Source organism: Pseudomonas oryzihabitans (assembly GCF_007665395.1).
Lineage (GTDB): Bacteria > Pseudomonadota > Gammaproteobacteria > Pseudomonadales > Pseudomonadaceae > Chryseomonas > Chryseomonas psychrotolerans_C.
In genome coordinates, this window is sequence record NZ_VDND01000003.1 from 447,645 (window position 1) to 460,999 (window position 13,355).

The following is a 13,355-nucleotide window of genomic DNA, read 5'->3' on the forward strand; positions in this document are numbered from 1 at the left end:
GAGGCTCCCGAGCGAGCCTCCTTGGCTGTCAGCGCTTGGCGACGCCCGCGGCGCGCGCCGCCGGACCGTTGCTGTGGACGATCTGCTGAATCAGCTGATCGGCGTCGGCCAGCTGGTGATCGTAGACGTCGGTGCTGTAACGCGGCTGCTGCGGGGTGGTGGTGGGCAGGCGCGCACCATCCTGGTCGTGCAGGTCGACGTCGACGATGGTCGACAGGCCGATGCGCAGCGGATGCTTGTCCAGGTTGTCGCCTTCCAGGCGAATACGGACCGGCAGGCGCTGGACGATCTTGATCCAGTTGCCGGTGGCGTTCTGCGCCGGCAGCAGCGAGAAGGCGCTGCCGGTGCCCACGCCGAGGCTTTCCACGGTGCCGCGATAGCGCACGTCGTCGCCATAGAGGTCGGAATGGATCTCCACCGGCTGGCCGATGCGCATCTCGGCGAGCTGGGTTTCCTTGAAGTTGGCGTCGATCCAGATCTGGTCCAGGGGCACCACGGCCATCAGCGCGGCGCCGGGCTGGACGCGGCTGCCGACCTGCACCGAGCGCTTGGCGACGTAGCCGCTGACCGGCGCCACCAGGGTGCTGCGGGCATGGTTGAGGTAGGCCTGGCGCAGCTGGGCCGCGGCGGCCTTGACGTCCGGGTGGGAGGCGATCTCGGTGTCGTCCACCAGCGCCTGGTTGGTATCCAGTTGCTGCTGGGCGGAGGTCATGGAGCTCTGCGCGGCGACCAGGGTGTCGCGGGCGTGGGCCAGCTCTTCCTTGGAGATGGCGCCGCCCTTGGCCAGTTGCTGGCGGCGGGCGTAGTCGGCACGGGCGCGCTCGACTTCGACGCGGCGGGCGGCGACCTGGGCCTTGTAGCTGTCGACGTTGCTGTACAGGCCGCGTACCTGACGCACGGTCTTGGCCAGGTTGGCCTCGGCGCTCTGCTGGGCGACGGCGGTGTCGCTGGGATCGAACTCCACCAGCGGCTGGCCCTGGCGGACGAAGTCGCCATCGTCCACGGCGATGCGGGTCACGGTGCCGGTGACCTGGGGCGTGATCTGCACCAGGTTGCCGTTGACGTAGGCGTCATCGGTACTGGCATGGAAGCGGCCATAGAACAGGTGGTAGCAGTAGACCCCCACGCCGGCCAGGATCACCACCAGCAGCAGGAGCAGCAGGAAGAGTTTGCGTTTGCCGGAGCGCTGCGGCTTCTGCTCCTGGGCATTGTCGTTGGAGGTTGCGGCGGAATCGGCCATGGTCGGGCTCTCGGTATCAGTGTGTGGCCGCGGCGGCGGGCGCCGGCGGCAGTTTGGACGGTTGGAAACCGCCACCCAGGGCTTGCATCAGCAGCACGCCGCTGTCGACGCGGTCGGCCTGGAGGCTGGCGAGCTGGCGTTCGGCTTGCAGCAGTTGCTGCTCGACGGTGAGGGCGTCGAGGTAGTTGCCGATGCCGGCGCCATAGCGCTGCATGGCGATGTCGAAGGAGCTCTTGGCGATGTCGCGGGCCCGTTGCTGTTCGACGATCTGCTGGTCCAGCGAGCGCTGGCGGGTGATGGCGTCGGCGATGTCGCCCAGCGCCTGCACCAGGGTCTGGTTGTACTGGGCCACCGCCAGGTCATAGTCGGCGTCCCGGCTGGCGAGATCGGCGCGGCGGCGACCGCCGTCGAAGATCGGTAGCGACAGCGCCGGACCGACGTTGAAGAAGCGTGCCGGGCTGCCGAACAGGGCGTCGCCGAGGATCGCCTTGCTGCCGGCGGCCACCGTCAGGTTCAGGTTGGGATAGAAGTTGGTCTTGCTCGCGACGATGTCCTTGCTCGCGGCTTCCACCCGCCAGCGGGCGGCGATCAGGTCCGGACGGCGGCCCGCCAGTTCGGCCGGCAGCTGGGCCGGCAGATTCACCGCTGCCGGGGCGATCAGCTTCGGTCGCGGGATCTCGGCGCCGCGGTCCGGGCCCTTGCCCAGCAGCACGGCGAGCCGGATCTGGGCACTGCGCACCTGTTGCTCGGCGGCGGTATGGGAGGCTGCTGCACTGGCTTCCAGGCTCTGGGTCTGCTGCAGCTGGTAGTCGCTGTCCAGCCCGGCGTCCACCCGGCGCTGGGCCAGGTCGAGCATGCCGCGGGTCCGCTCCAGATCCTGCTGGGCCACGTCCAGGTTGGCGTAGGCCAGGCCGAGCTGGTTGTAGGCGCGGCTGACGTTGGCGGCCAGGGTCAGGCGCGCGGCCTGGCGATCCACCTCGCCGGCGCGGGCGCGACCGAGGGCGGCTTCCCAGGCGGCGCGCTGGCCACCCCAGAGGTCGAAGCTGTAGCTGCCGCTGACATCGAATTGGCGCAGGGTGCTGTAGCGGTCGCCCTGGCCCAGGGGATCGTCCGGCCGCGCCAGGCGGGAGCGGGTGACGCCACCGTTGGCGTCGATCTGCGGATAGCGGTCGGCGTCGGCGGCGAGCACCGCGGCATCGGCCTGGCGGCTGCGCGCGTCGGCTTCCTGCAGCGAGGGGCTGTCGCGCAGGGCCTCGCGGATCAGGGTGTCGAGTTGCGCGTCGCCGAGGCGGGTCCACCAGTCGGCGCTCGGCCACTGGGCAGGCGAGAGGCGGTCGTTGGCAAAGGTCGCCTCACCCTTGAGCGTCGCCGGGTCCACGGCGTGCCCCTGGGTGTGCAGCCCCTCGGACGACACGCAGCCGGCCAGCAGCAGGGCGGCGCAGAGGGCGGTCAACGGCAGGCGGAAGGTCATGGGTCAGAGGTCTCCAGAGGGCTCCGGCATCAGGCCGGAGGGGCCGAGCAGCCGGCGTAGCAGGCGTTCGAGGTCATCCAGCTCCTGGCGGTCCAGGCACTGGGTAAGGTCATTGAGGGCATCCACACCGATCTGCATGAGTTCGCTGCTCAGCGCCTTGCCCGTTTCGGTCAGCTCCAGGCGCACCTGGCGGCGGTCGCTCAGGCTGCGCACGCGGCGCAGGAGGCCCTTGGCTTCCAGGCGGTCGAGCATGCGGGTCATGGCACCACTGTCGAGGGACAGGCAGCGGCTGAGTTCGGCCGGGGTATCGGTCAGGTCGCGGGCGAGCAGCAGCAGCACCTTGAACTGGGCAGCGGTGATGTCGTAGGGCACCAGGTGGCTGTCCAGCAGGCGATCCTTGTACTGGTTCGCGAGATGGATCAAATGGCCCACGGAGTAGCGCAGGGGAAAGTTGCTACGGTCGAAATGTGACATTGCAGTATCTGCCCAGGCAATCAAGCGGTTCCAGAATACTGCCTAGGCAGTGAAATATTCAGACAACATTGCGCAGGGCTGAGTTGCACATTCTGAAACAATTGGAAAAGTAGGCTGGCCGCTCTTGTCCCGTACCGGTCTCCACGTCGATCATGGACCGCTCTATCCAGTCGAACCCTTCATGAACGCTTCCTTCGATCCAGACCGACTGCGCGGCGCCCTGGTGCCCCTGCACCGCGACCTCGCGCCCGCGGACGAGCACCAGGCCTATCGCAGCTTCTACCGCCTCGCGGACCGTCGCGCCCGCCTGGAGGTGACGGTCGCCCTGGGAGCGCTGGCGGCGGGCGACTATCAGCTCGCGGTGCAGGCCTGGTGGCCACCGGCGCCACGCGGCAGCGTGCTGCTGTTGCACGGCTACTACGATCACATGGGGCTCTACGGTCATGTGGTGGACTGGGCGCTGTCACGCCGGCTGGCGGTGCTGGCCTGCGACCTGCCCGGGCACGGGTTGTCGAGCGGCGCCCGCGCCAGCATTAGGGACTTCGCCGAATACCAGACCGTCCTGACGGCCCTGATCGGCGAGGCGCGGCGCCTGGACCTGCCCCGGCCCTGGCACCTGCTCGGCCAGAGTACCGGCGGCGCCATTTTGCTGGACTATCTGCTCAGGGGGGAGCCCGCGCCCGAGCTGGGCGAGACGGTGTTGCTGGCCCCCCTGGTGCGGCCCCATGCCTGGCGCCAGGGCCTGTGGACCTATCGACTGGTGAAGCCCTTCGTCCGCGCCTTGCCGCGGCGCTTCTCGGTGAATTCCGGCGATCCGGCCTTTCTCGACTTCCTGCAGCGCGACGGGCTGCAGCCGCGGCAGCTACCCGCCCAGTGGGTGGGTGCCCTGGCGCGCTGGATTCCGCAACTGGAAGCCGCGCCGGTCAGCACGCGCAGCCCGCTGGTGATCCAGGGGGAGCAGGATTTCACCGTGGACTGGCGACACAACCTGGGGATTCTGGACGCCAAGTTCGCCCGGCCCGAGGTGCTGCGCCTGCCGGAGGCGCGGCACCACCTGGTCAACGAGACCGAGGCCCTGCGCCAGCGCTATTTCCGCTGGCTCGACGAGCGCCTTACCTAGGACGGCCTACTGACCACCGCCACCCAGGGCGGCGCGCAGCGCGACCACGGCTGCCTGGTAATAGGCATTGCCATTGGCCGAGCTGGCGAAGTCGGCGAACTGGCCGAGTTCGCTGTCGTTGAGGCTGCGGTAGACGTAAAGCAGGGTATTTTCCAGGTCACCCGCGTTCATCTGCTGGATGAACCTCTGCCGCTGCTGCTCGATCATGCCGCCGGATTGCTGCTGGCCCAGCAGGCCCGGCAGCATCGAGCTGAGGCTGTCGGCGGCGAGGCCCGCCAGGGCCACGCTGACCTCGGCCCCGGCTTCCCGGACCGGCAGGGCCGCGGCCAGGCGCTTGGCCTGGGCCCGGCGCGCGGCGCTGGCCTGCTGCTGGGGTACGCCGTTGGCGTTCTTGGCCAACTGGTCGCTACGGGTGGCGGCGATCTCGGCGGCGACCACCTTGCGGCCCACCGGCGACTGGAAGAATTGCAGCGCCGGACCGTCGGCGGGGAGGCTCTGGCGCAAGGCGGCCAGGGCGCGCTGGTCGATGGCGGCCGCCGTGTAGCGCTTGTTGCTGTTGTCCACCAGGCTCTGGTAGAGCGCCGGCGGCAGGCTGTTCTGGTAGCGCTGCTGGGCCGCCTGCAGGGCGTCGCGGAAATGTCCCCGCTGCTCCGGCCAACCGGCGGCCTGATAGAGACTGACCGTGTCGTCGGCCAGGGCGGGCAGGCTGATGGCGAAGAGCAGGGAAGCGAACAGAACGCGCATGGACACCTCGGGCAGCGGCACGGAGCCGGAAAGTCCGCCATTGTCGGCAACCCCAGGCTGGCTGTCGAGGCGCTCATCCCGGGCATTCGTCGCCTGGTCCAGCCAGGCGCGCAGCCGTGGCCGACTTCTCTTACACTCGGCATCCCGCCGGCCACGCCCGGTCTTTCACGGTTTTCGCGATGGCTCTGCACCCCGAGCATCCCCTGCTGCAACGTATCGTCGAGGATCTCGCCGAGCATGGCTGGTCGCGGCAGAGCATCTTCCTGCCGCTGGACCTCACCGCCGACCTGGCCGCCGAGTGCCGGTTGCGCCATGCCCGGGGCGAACTCGAGCGCGCCGGCATCGGCCGTGGCGACAGTCCGCTGATCCGCGAGGGAGTGCGTGGCGATCACATCGCCTGGCTGGAGGCGGACGACGCCCACCCGGGCGTGCAACGCTACCTGCAGCTCATGGATACCCTGCGCGAGGCCTTCAACCGCACCCTGTTCCTGGGCTTAGAGGACTACGAGAGCCACTTCGCCCTCTATCCGCCTGGCGCCTTCTATGCCCGGCATCTGGATCGCTTCCGCGACGACGACCGGCGCATGGTCTCCCTGGTCCTCTATCTCAACGACGCCTGGCTACCGGAGCAGGGCGGCGAATTGCGGCTCTACCTCGACGAGCAGCGGCACCAGGACGTCCTGCCGCTGGGGGGCAGCCTGGTCTGCTTTCTCTCCGGCCAACTGCCCCACGAGGTACTGCCCGCCACCCGCGAGCGGCTGTCGCTGACCGGCTGGTTCCGTCGCCGGGGTGACAATCCGCTGCAGGGTTAGCGCTAGGCTGGTGGGACTATCGGAGGCGCCATGGAAAAGATACTGGTGAGTCGCTGCCTGCTGGGGCACCGGGTGCGCTACGACGGCGGCGCCCATGGTCCCTTCGATCTGCTGGGCGTCTGGCAGGGGGAGGGGCGCATCGTGCCCCTCTGCCCGGAAGTGGCGGGCGGTCTGCCGACCCCGCGGCCACCGGCGGAAATCCCCGGGGGCCAGGGCGGCGCCGTGCTCGACGGCCGCCTGCCGGTGGTGACCGACAGCGGCGCGGACGTGACCGCCGCCTTCGTCACCGGTGCCGAAGCCGCCCTCGAACTGATCGCGCGGCATGGCATCCGCCTGGCGGTGCTCAAGGCGCGCAGTCCGTCCTGCGGCAACCGGGAAAACTACGATGGCAGCTTCAGCGGCACCCGGGTCGCGGGCGAGGGGGTCACGGCGGCGGCGCTGAAGCGCGCGGGCGTCGCCGTGTTCAACGAGACCGAACTGGCCGCTGCGCAGCACTGGCTCGCGGCGCTGGAAGGCAACGCCTAGAGGGTTTCCGGGTAGCGGCCCAGCAGGCTGTGGAAGTGCGCCTTCTGCACGAAACAGCCCTTGGGAAACCGCCAGCCCACCAGTTCGCCAGGCCGCTTCTCGAGGTTCTGGGCGAAGACGGTGGCGCCCATGGCGCGCGCCAGGGCGGCATATTCGCGCAGGGGGACCTTAACGACAGGAACATCCGGGCTGATCATGGGCGCTCTGCTGGGTGGATCGCCCACGCGCGCAACGACGCGCGCGGCGAGTCCACAGGTGACTTGCCAGGCTTATCGGCACCCCCTCGCGGAACTTCAGCCCCGCGATGAAATGAGCGCGGCTAGTCCGCGGCGCGCGGCGTTTCCGGGAGGAACCAGTTCAGCAGCAGGGCGCAGAGGCCGCCGGTGGCGACGCCCGACTCCAGCACCGCGCGCAGGCCGGCCGGCAGGTGCGCGAGGAATTCCGGGACCTGGGAAATGCCCAGGCCGAGCGCCAGGGACACGGCGATGATCAGCAGTGCCCGGCGATCCAGGTCGACGCCGGCGAGGATGTTGATCCCCGAGGCCGCCACCGCACCGAACATCACCATGGCCGCGCCGCCGAGCACCGGCTCGGGCACCGCCTGGATGACCCCCGCCACCGTCGGGAACAGCCCCAGCAGCACCAGGAGGGCGGCGATCCACAGGCCGACGTGGCGACTGGCGATGCCGGTCAGCTGGATCACGCCGTTGTTCTGCGCGAACACCGAGCTGGGAAAGGTATTGAACAGGCCGGCCAGCAGCGAGTTGGCGCCATTGACCAGCACCCCGCCCTTGATCCGCTGCATCCACAGCGGGCCTTCCACCGGCTCCCGGGAGACCTTGCTGGTGGCGGTGATGTCGCCGATGGCCTCCAGCGAGGTCACCAGGTAGATCACCAGCAGGGGCACGAACAGCGACCAGGAAAAGCCCAGGCCGAAGTGCAGCGGCAGGGGGATCTGCACCCAGGCGGCCGTGTGCAGGCCGGTGAAGTCCAGCCGGCCCAGCCAGGCGGCCAGGGCGTAGCCCAGCAGCAGAGCGACGACGATGGCGCTGCTGCGCAGGCCGCGTACGGGCAGGCGATTGACCACCACGATGGTCGCCAGCACCGTGCCCGAGAGCAGCAGGTTCTCGCCGTTGGCGAAGGTGCCGTTGCCCAGGGCGGTGAAGCCGCCACCCATGCTGATCAGGCCGACCTTGATCAGCGTCAGGCCGATCATCAGTACCACGATGCCGGTCACCAGCGGGGTGATGAGGCGCTTGACGAAGGGCAGCACCCGCGACACCCCCATCTCGACGAAGGAGCCGGCCATGACCACGCCGAAGATGGCGGCCATCACGGCTTCCACCGGGGTGCCGTTCTTCACCATCAGGGCGCCACCGGCGATCAGCGGGCCGACGAAGTTGAAACTGGTGCCCTGGACGATCAGCAGCCCGGCGCCGAAGGGGCCGAAGCGCCGGCACTGGACGAAGGTGGCGATGCCGGAGATCAACAGCGACAGGGAGACGATCAGGTTGGTATCGCGCGGGGCGACGCCCAGTGCCTGGCAGATCAGCAGGCCGGGGGTGACGATGGGCACGATGATCGCCAGCAGGTGCTGGATGGCGGCCAGCAGGGCGATCAGCGGACGCGGGCGGTCGGCGGGGCCGTAGAGCAGTTCGGAGCGGGGAGTCTGGGACATGGGCGGATCGTCGCGGCAAAGCGCCGATCTTACCGGATGCCCGTCACGGGGCGCAGGACTTCGCCCCGGGCTGCCCGGCGACCTGGTGGCCGGCGGGTAGCCCGGGTGCGACGGCGCACGCCTTACAGGATGAAGCGGGCCACGTCCCGGTTCAGATCGGCGGCGTGATGCTGCAGCGAGCGCGATTGCCGTTCCGAATCCTCGGCGCCGCTGGCCAGGGTGTCGCCGAGCGCCTTGATGGTGATGACGTTGCGGGTGATCTCTTCGGTCACCGAGGTCTGCTCCTCGGCCGCCGTGGCAATCTGCAGCGACATCTCGGAGATGACCCCGGCGCTCTCGGCGATGGCTTCGAGGGCGCTGGAGGCGCGCTCCACATCGGCCACGCTGCGTTCGGCGATGGCCATGCTGCTGCCCATCCGCTGCACCGCCTGGCGGGTCATCTGCTGGAGCGTGCCGATGGTCTCGTTGATTTCCCGGGTCGAGGCCTGGGTACGCTGCGACAGCGTCCGCACCTCGTCGGCGACCACCGCGAAGCCCCGGCCGTGCTCGCCGGCGCGGGCGGCCTCGATGGCCGCGTTCAGCGCCAGCAGGTTGGTCTGCTCGGCGATGCTCTGGATGCTGTCCAGCACCTGGGCGATGGACTGCGAGTGCTGGTCCAGTTCGCCGATCACCTGGGTGGCGTCATCCACCTCCCGGGCCAGGCTGTTGATGGACGCCTTGCTGGTCTGCACCAGGCTCAGGCCCTGGGTGGTGCTGTCGGAGGATTGGCGGATGGCCGCGGCGGTCTGCTCGGCGTTGCGGGCGATCTCCTGGGTGGCGGAGGACATCTCCGTGACGGCCGTGGCGACCAGGGTGATTTCCTGTTGCAGGCGGCCCAGTTCCTGGGTGGCCGCGGCGCTGCGCTGCAGGACCTTGTGCGATTCGGCGTCCACGTTCTCGGCATGCTGGCGCACGCCGCCGATCAGGCCATGCAGGCTGGCGACGAACTGGTTGAAGTGACCCGCCAGTCCGCCGACTTCGTCGTGGCTCTGCACGGCGATCCGCCGGGTCAGGTCGCCCTGGCCATCGGCGATGACCTGCAGGCCCGCGGAGACCACGCCCAGCGGCCGGAGCAGGTAGCTGCAGAAGAGATTGATGAGCAGCAGCGACACGCCCAGTACCGCCGCCAGGATGGCGACACTGATCCACAGCTGCCGCTGCAGCGGCGCCATGAGCACCCCTTCGTCGACGATCATGATCAGGGTTTCGCCATTGTGGTTCATGGGCGCGGCGTACAGGCGCTGGCCGGTTGCGGTCGTCACGAAGCGCTCGCCCGGCGCCTGGGCCAGGCCCTTGAGGGTGTCCGCGCCCAGCAGCGGGTAGAGTTCGGTGATCGGCTTGGCCAGCAGGGCGGCGTCTTCATGCCCCAGCACGATGTTCTGGCCGTTGACCAGCACGGCGCTGCCGGCACCCGGCAGTTGCACGCGCTTGAGCTGCTCGAGGATGTCGCGGATGCTCACGTCGGCGCCGAGGATGGCGGTCGTCTTGCCTCCCGACTGCAAGGCCCAGCCGAGCGACAGCACGTTCTGCTTGGTGGCCGCCGCCACCGTGGGGATGGAGAAGAAGACCTGGCCGGGGTTCTGCAGCGCCTGCTGGTACCACAGCCATTTCCGCGGATCGTTGTTGTCTGGCGGCAGCTGGACGCCATTGGCGTTGACCTGGCTGCCATCGCCGCGGGCATAGAAGACATTGTCGAAGCCACCCGAAAGCTTGACCTGGTTGAGGCTGGCGGGAAGATTCGCCTCCTGGGTCTCCGGCGCCAGGGCGCCCAGCGCCGCGGCCTTGCCGTCGAGCCACTGGCGGACGCCGCCATTGAAGACGAAGCTGACCGTCTTCAGCTGCTCGACCGTGGAAGCCTCGAGGGCCGCGCGGGTGTTGAGAAAGTTGATGGTGGTCAGGCCGATACCCACGACCAGGACGGCAGCGGTGGCGGACAGCGAGAGTTTCTGTTTCAACGACAGGGCAGTAGGCATGAACTGAGGTCCACCTGGATGTTTGTTATCCCCCTGTATCGACAGAGGCGCGGAGTAACTTAAGCGCAGCCGTCGGCCTGACGACGGGGCCTCTCGTGCTCCAGCAATTCGCGAGGCAGGCGATCGGATCTCGATAGGGCGACATCCCCGCGCGGCGCGCAGGGGGCTGGTGTCGACCTGGCTTTGTCAGGGCACAGGAGGTGCCAATGGGAAGCGCTCGGCTGAACGTCCAGTCGCAGCCTTTCGACTAGGCCGCCACGCTCTGCGCTCCGGTCATCAGCGCCACGGCGTCGGCCATGGAGTGCTGACGCGGATCGATCACCGTCAGGCGGCGACCCAGGCGATGGATGTGGATGCGATCGGCGATCTCGAACACATGGGGCATGTTGTGGGAGATCAGCACGATGGCGATACCGCGGGCGCGCACGTCGAGGATCAGCTCCAGGACCTTGCGCGACTCCTTCACGCCGAGGGCCGCGGTGGGTTCGTCGAGGATGATCACCTTGGAGCCGAAGGCCGCCGCCCGCGCCACCGCCACGCCCTGGCGCTGACCGCCGGACAGGGTCTCCACCGCCTGGTTGATGTTCTGGATGGTCATCAGCCCCAGCTCGGACAGCTTCTCCCGGGCGATGCGCTCCATGGCCTTGCGGTCCAGGGTCCGGCACAGGCTGCCCAGCAGCCCCGGCTTGCGCAACTCGCGGCCGAGGAAGAGGTTGTCGGCGATGGACAGCGCTGGCGACAGCGCCAGGTTCTGGTAGACCGTCTCGATACCGGCCCGCCGCGCAGCGATGGGCGAGGCGAACTGGATCGGCTGACCTTCAAAACGGATCTCGCCCTCGTCCGGGCGCAGGGCGCCGGAGATGGCCTTGATCAAGGAGGACTTGCCGGCGCCGTTGTCGCCGATCACGGCAAGGATCTCGCCCGGCAGGAGGTCGAAGTCGGCATGGTCGAGGGCGGTGACGCGGCCATAGCGCTTCACCAGGCCGCGCGCCATCAGCAGGGGTTCGGTAGTCATCAGCTGGCCGCCTTTCTGATCCATTGGTCGATAGCCACGGCCGCGATGATGAGCGTGCCGATCAGCAGATAGGTCCATTGCACGTCGGTGCCCAGCAGGCGTAGGCCGAGGGCGAAGACGCCGACGATCAGGGCGCCGAACAGCATGCCGAGGATGGAGCCGCGGCCGCCGAACAGCGAGATGCCGCCGATCACCACGGCGGTGATGGACTCGATGTTGGCGAACTGGCCGGCGGTGGGCGAGACCGAGCCGATCCGGCCGATCAGTACCCAGCCGGCGAAGGCGCAGATGAGTCCGGACAGCCCGTACACCGTGATCAGCATGCGGCGGACGTTGACCCCGGCCAGCGCCGCGGCCTCGGGATCGTCGCCCACCGCATAGAGGTGCCGGCCCCAGGCGGTGTGGTTGAGCACGTACCAGAGCAGGGCGACCAGCACCGCCAGGGCGATCACCCCATAGGTGAAGACGGCGCCACCCAGGCGGAAATTCTCGCCGAAGACCTGCAACAGCGGCGCCGTCGCGCCGATTTCCTGGGCGCGGAGGGTCTCGTTGCGCGAATAGAGGAAGTTGGCTGCCAGCACGATCTGCCACATGCCCAGGGTGACGATGAAGGGCGGCAACTTGATGCGGGCGATCAGCCAGCCGTTGACCATCCCGCACAGGGTGCCCACCGCCAGGCCACAGAGGATCGACAACTCCACCGGCAGGCCGTAGCGGAAGGTGAACTGGCCCATGACCACCGAGGACAGCACCATGATGGCGCCCACCGAGAGGTCGATGCCGGCGGTGATGATCACCAGCGTCTGGGCGGCGCCGACGATGCCGGTGATGGCGACCTGCTGCAGGATCAGCGTCAGGGTGAAGGCGGAAAAGAACTTGCCGCCCAGCAGCACGCCGAAGATGCCCAGCGACAGCAGCAGCACCAGCAGCGAGACCGCCGAGGGCCGCGAATGCAGGAAGTGACGGAATCTGAGCAGCGCACTGCGCTCGTCACGGGTGAAGGAGGCCACCTCCGTGGCGCTGTGCTTGAGCACCTGCTCGAACGGCTGGCCGGATGGGGAGGGCGAGGTCGGATCGCTCATGGCAATCTCCTGATAGCGGGAAAGCGGCTGGGAGTCGGTCGACTGCGCTGACGTGCAAGCGCAGTCGACCGCGGCGCTTCAGCCTGGACGACGGACCATCAGCCCCAGCATTTCTGCAGGGCGGTCTTGCTGTCGAGGGACTGGATGCCCGGCACCGGCTTGTCGGTCACCAGCTTCACCCCGGTGTCGACGAAGTTCTTGCCTTCGGTCGGGACTGGCTTCTTGCCGGTGTCGGCGAAGGTCTTGATCGCCTCGATGCCCAGCGCCGCCATCTGCAGCGGGTACTGCTGGGAGGTGGCGCCGATGACGCCGTCGGCGACGTTGTGCACGCCCGGGCAACCGCCGTCGATGGACACGATCAGCACGTCCTTCTCGCGGCCGACGGCCTTGAGTGCCTCGTAGGCACCGGCGGCGGCCGGTTCGTTGATGGTGTGTACCACGTTGATGGTCGGGTCCTTCTGCAGCAGATTCTCCATCGCCGCGCGACCGCCTTCCTCGTTGCCGTTGGTGACGTCGTGGCCGACGATGCGCGAATCGGTCTCGTCACCGATGCGGCTCTGGTCCTTGGGGTCGATGCCGAAGCCGAGCATGAAGCCCTGGTCGCGCAGCACGTCCACCGACGGCTGGGAGGCGTTCAGGTCGAGGAAGGCCACCCGGGCGTCCTTGGCCTTGTCACCCAGGGTTTCCTTCGCCCACTGGCCGATCAGCTTGCCGGCCAGCAGGTTGTCGGTGGCGAAGGTCATGTCGGCGGCGCTCACCGGGTCCAGCGGGGTATCCAGGGCGATCACCAGCAGGCCGGCCTCGCGAGCCTTCTGCAGGTTCGGCACGATGCCCTTGGTGTCGGAGGCGGTGATGAGGATGCCCTTGGCGCCATCGGCGATGCAGGTCTCGATGGCGGCCACCTGGCTTTCGCTGTCGCCGTCGATCTTGCCGGCATAGGCCTTGAGCGTCACCCCCAGCTCCTTGGCCTTGGCGCTGGCCCCTTCCTTCATCTTGACGAAGAACGGATTGGTGTCGGTCTTGGTGATCAGGCAGGCGGAGACGGGGGCGGCCTGGGCGGTGCCGCTGGCCAGGGCGGCGGCCAACAGGCAACCGGCGAAGGCGGCGAGGGAGACGGTTCTTTTCATTGTTGTGCGCTCGGATTCAGAGACGGGAACGCGACCGGCAGCACACCGGTCGCGG

At 68.6% G+C, this 13,355-nt stretch carries 13 protein-coding genes and 1 pseudogene; 3 read left to right on the plus strand and 11 right to left on the minus strand.

What is annotated here, in order from left to right:
* Positions 1–28: 28 nt before the first annotated feature.
* From FSV73_RS09605 to FSV73_RS09615, 3 genes are read right to left on the minus strand one after another with little or no spacing between them, the layout of a single operon-like run.
* Positions 29–1,240 carry an efflux RND transporter periplasmic adaptor subunit gene (locus FSV73_RS09605; RefSeq protein ID WP_145007150.1) on the minus strand — a complete coding sequence of 404 codons (1,212 nt, stop codon included), beginning with the start codon at positions 1,238–1,240 and terminating at the stop codon, positions 29–31.
* A 16-nt stretch (positions 1,241–1,256) separates the two neighbouring features.
* The gene (locus tag FSV73_RS09610) at positions 1,257–2,711 is read right to left on the minus strand and encodes an efflux transporter outer membrane subunit (protein ID WP_145007152.1); all 1,455 of its coding nucleotides are present in this window, start codon (positions 2,709–2,711) and stop codon (positions 1,257–1,259) included.
* A 3-nt stretch (positions 2,712–2,714) separates the two neighbouring features.
* The gene (locus FSV73_RS09615; protein ID WP_145007154.1) at positions 2,715–3,185 is read right to left on the minus strand and encodes a MarR family transcriptional regulator; all 471 of its coding nucleotides are present in this window, start codon (positions 3,183–3,185) and stop codon (positions 2,715–2,717) included.
* 181 nt (positions 3,186–3,366) lie between these two features.
* Between FSV73_RS09615 and FSV73_RS09620 the strand changes: the two genes are divergently transcribed.
* Complete coding sequence (locus tag FSV73_RS09620; protein WP_145007156.1) at positions 3,367–4,305, plus strand: alpha/beta hydrolase; 939 nt, start codon at positions 3,367–3,369, stop codon at positions 4,303–4,305.
* A 6-nt stretch (positions 4,306–4,311) separates the two neighbouring features.
* Here the strand turns inward: FSV73_RS09620 and FSV73_RS09625 are convergent, their stop codons facing one another.
* Positions 4,312–5,049, minus strand: coding sequence for a DUF2059 domain-containing protein (locus FSV73_RS09625; RefSeq protein WP_145007158.1), 738 nt, complete (start codon positions 5,047–5,049; stop codon positions 4,312–4,314).
* A gap of 179 nt (positions 5,050–5,228) precedes the next feature.
* On the opposite strand from FSV73_RS09625, the gene FSV73_RS09630 reads away from it, so the two are divergent.
* A complete protein-coding gene (locus tag FSV73_RS09630) occupies positions 5,229–5,861 on the plus strand; it encodes a 2OG-Fe(II) oxygenase (protein ID WP_145007160.1) in 633 nt (210 codons plus the stop codon).
* Between the two features lie 30 nt (positions 5,862–5,891).
* Complete coding sequence (locus FSV73_RS09635) at positions 5,892–6,386, plus strand: DUF523 domain-containing protein (protein ID WP_145007162.1); 495 nt, start codon at positions 5,892–5,894, stop codon at positions 6,384–6,386.
* On the opposite strand, the gene FSV73_RS09640 is transcribed toward FSV73_RS09635, so the two are convergent.
* From FSV73_RS09640 to FSV73_RS09665, 7 genes and pseudogenes are all read right to left on the minus strand, one after another.
* The gene (locus tag FSV73_RS09640) at positions 6,383–6,583 is read right to left on the minus strand and encodes a hypothetical protein (protein WP_145007164.1); all 201 of its coding nucleotides are present in this window, start codon (positions 6,581–6,583) and stop codon (positions 6,383–6,385) included. The genes FSV73_RS09635 and FSV73_RS09640 overlap by 4 nt on opposite strands.
* A 122-nt stretch (positions 6,584–6,705) precedes the next feature.
* A complete protein-coding gene (locus FSV73_RS09645; protein ID WP_145007166.1) occupies positions 6,706–8,064 on the minus strand; it encodes a uracil-xanthine permease family protein in 1,359 nt (452 codons plus the stop codon).
* 122 nt (positions 8,065–8,186) lie between these two features.
* Positions 8,187–8,891, minus strand: a complete 705-nt coding sequence (locus FSV73_RS26090) for a methyl-accepting chemotaxis protein (RefSeq protein WP_437179275.1) — start codon at positions 8,889–8,891, stop codon at positions 8,187–8,189.
* 153 nt (positions 8,892–9,044) lie between these two features.
* Positions 9,045–10,076, minus strand: a pseudogene (locus FSV73_RS26095) (HAMP domain-containing protein); the annotation flags it as partial.
* Positions 10,077–10,323: 247 nt separating this feature from the next.
* On the minus strand, positions 10,324–11,091 hold the full coding sequence (locus FSV73_RS09655) for an ATP-binding cassette domain-containing protein (protein ID WP_145007168.1): 768 nt from the start codon (positions 11,089–11,091) through the stop codon (positions 10,324–10,326).
* Positions 11,091–12,173 carry an ABC transporter permease gene (locus FSV73_RS09660; protein WP_145007170.1) on the minus strand — a complete coding sequence of 361 codons (1,083 nt, stop codon included), beginning with the start codon at positions 12,171–12,173 and terminating at the stop codon, positions 11,091–11,093. The genes FSV73_RS09655 and FSV73_RS09660 overlap by 1 nt, the downstream gene beginning before the upstream one ends.
* A gap of 98 nt (positions 12,174–12,271) precedes the next feature.
* Positions 12,272–13,300 carry a sugar ABC transporter substrate-binding protein gene (locus FSV73_RS09665; RefSeq protein ID WP_145007172.1) on the minus strand — a complete coding sequence of 343 codons (1,029 nt, stop codon included), beginning with the start codon at positions 13,298–13,300 and terminating at the stop codon, positions 12,272–12,274.
* Positions 13,301–13,355 lie beyond the last annotated feature (55 nt).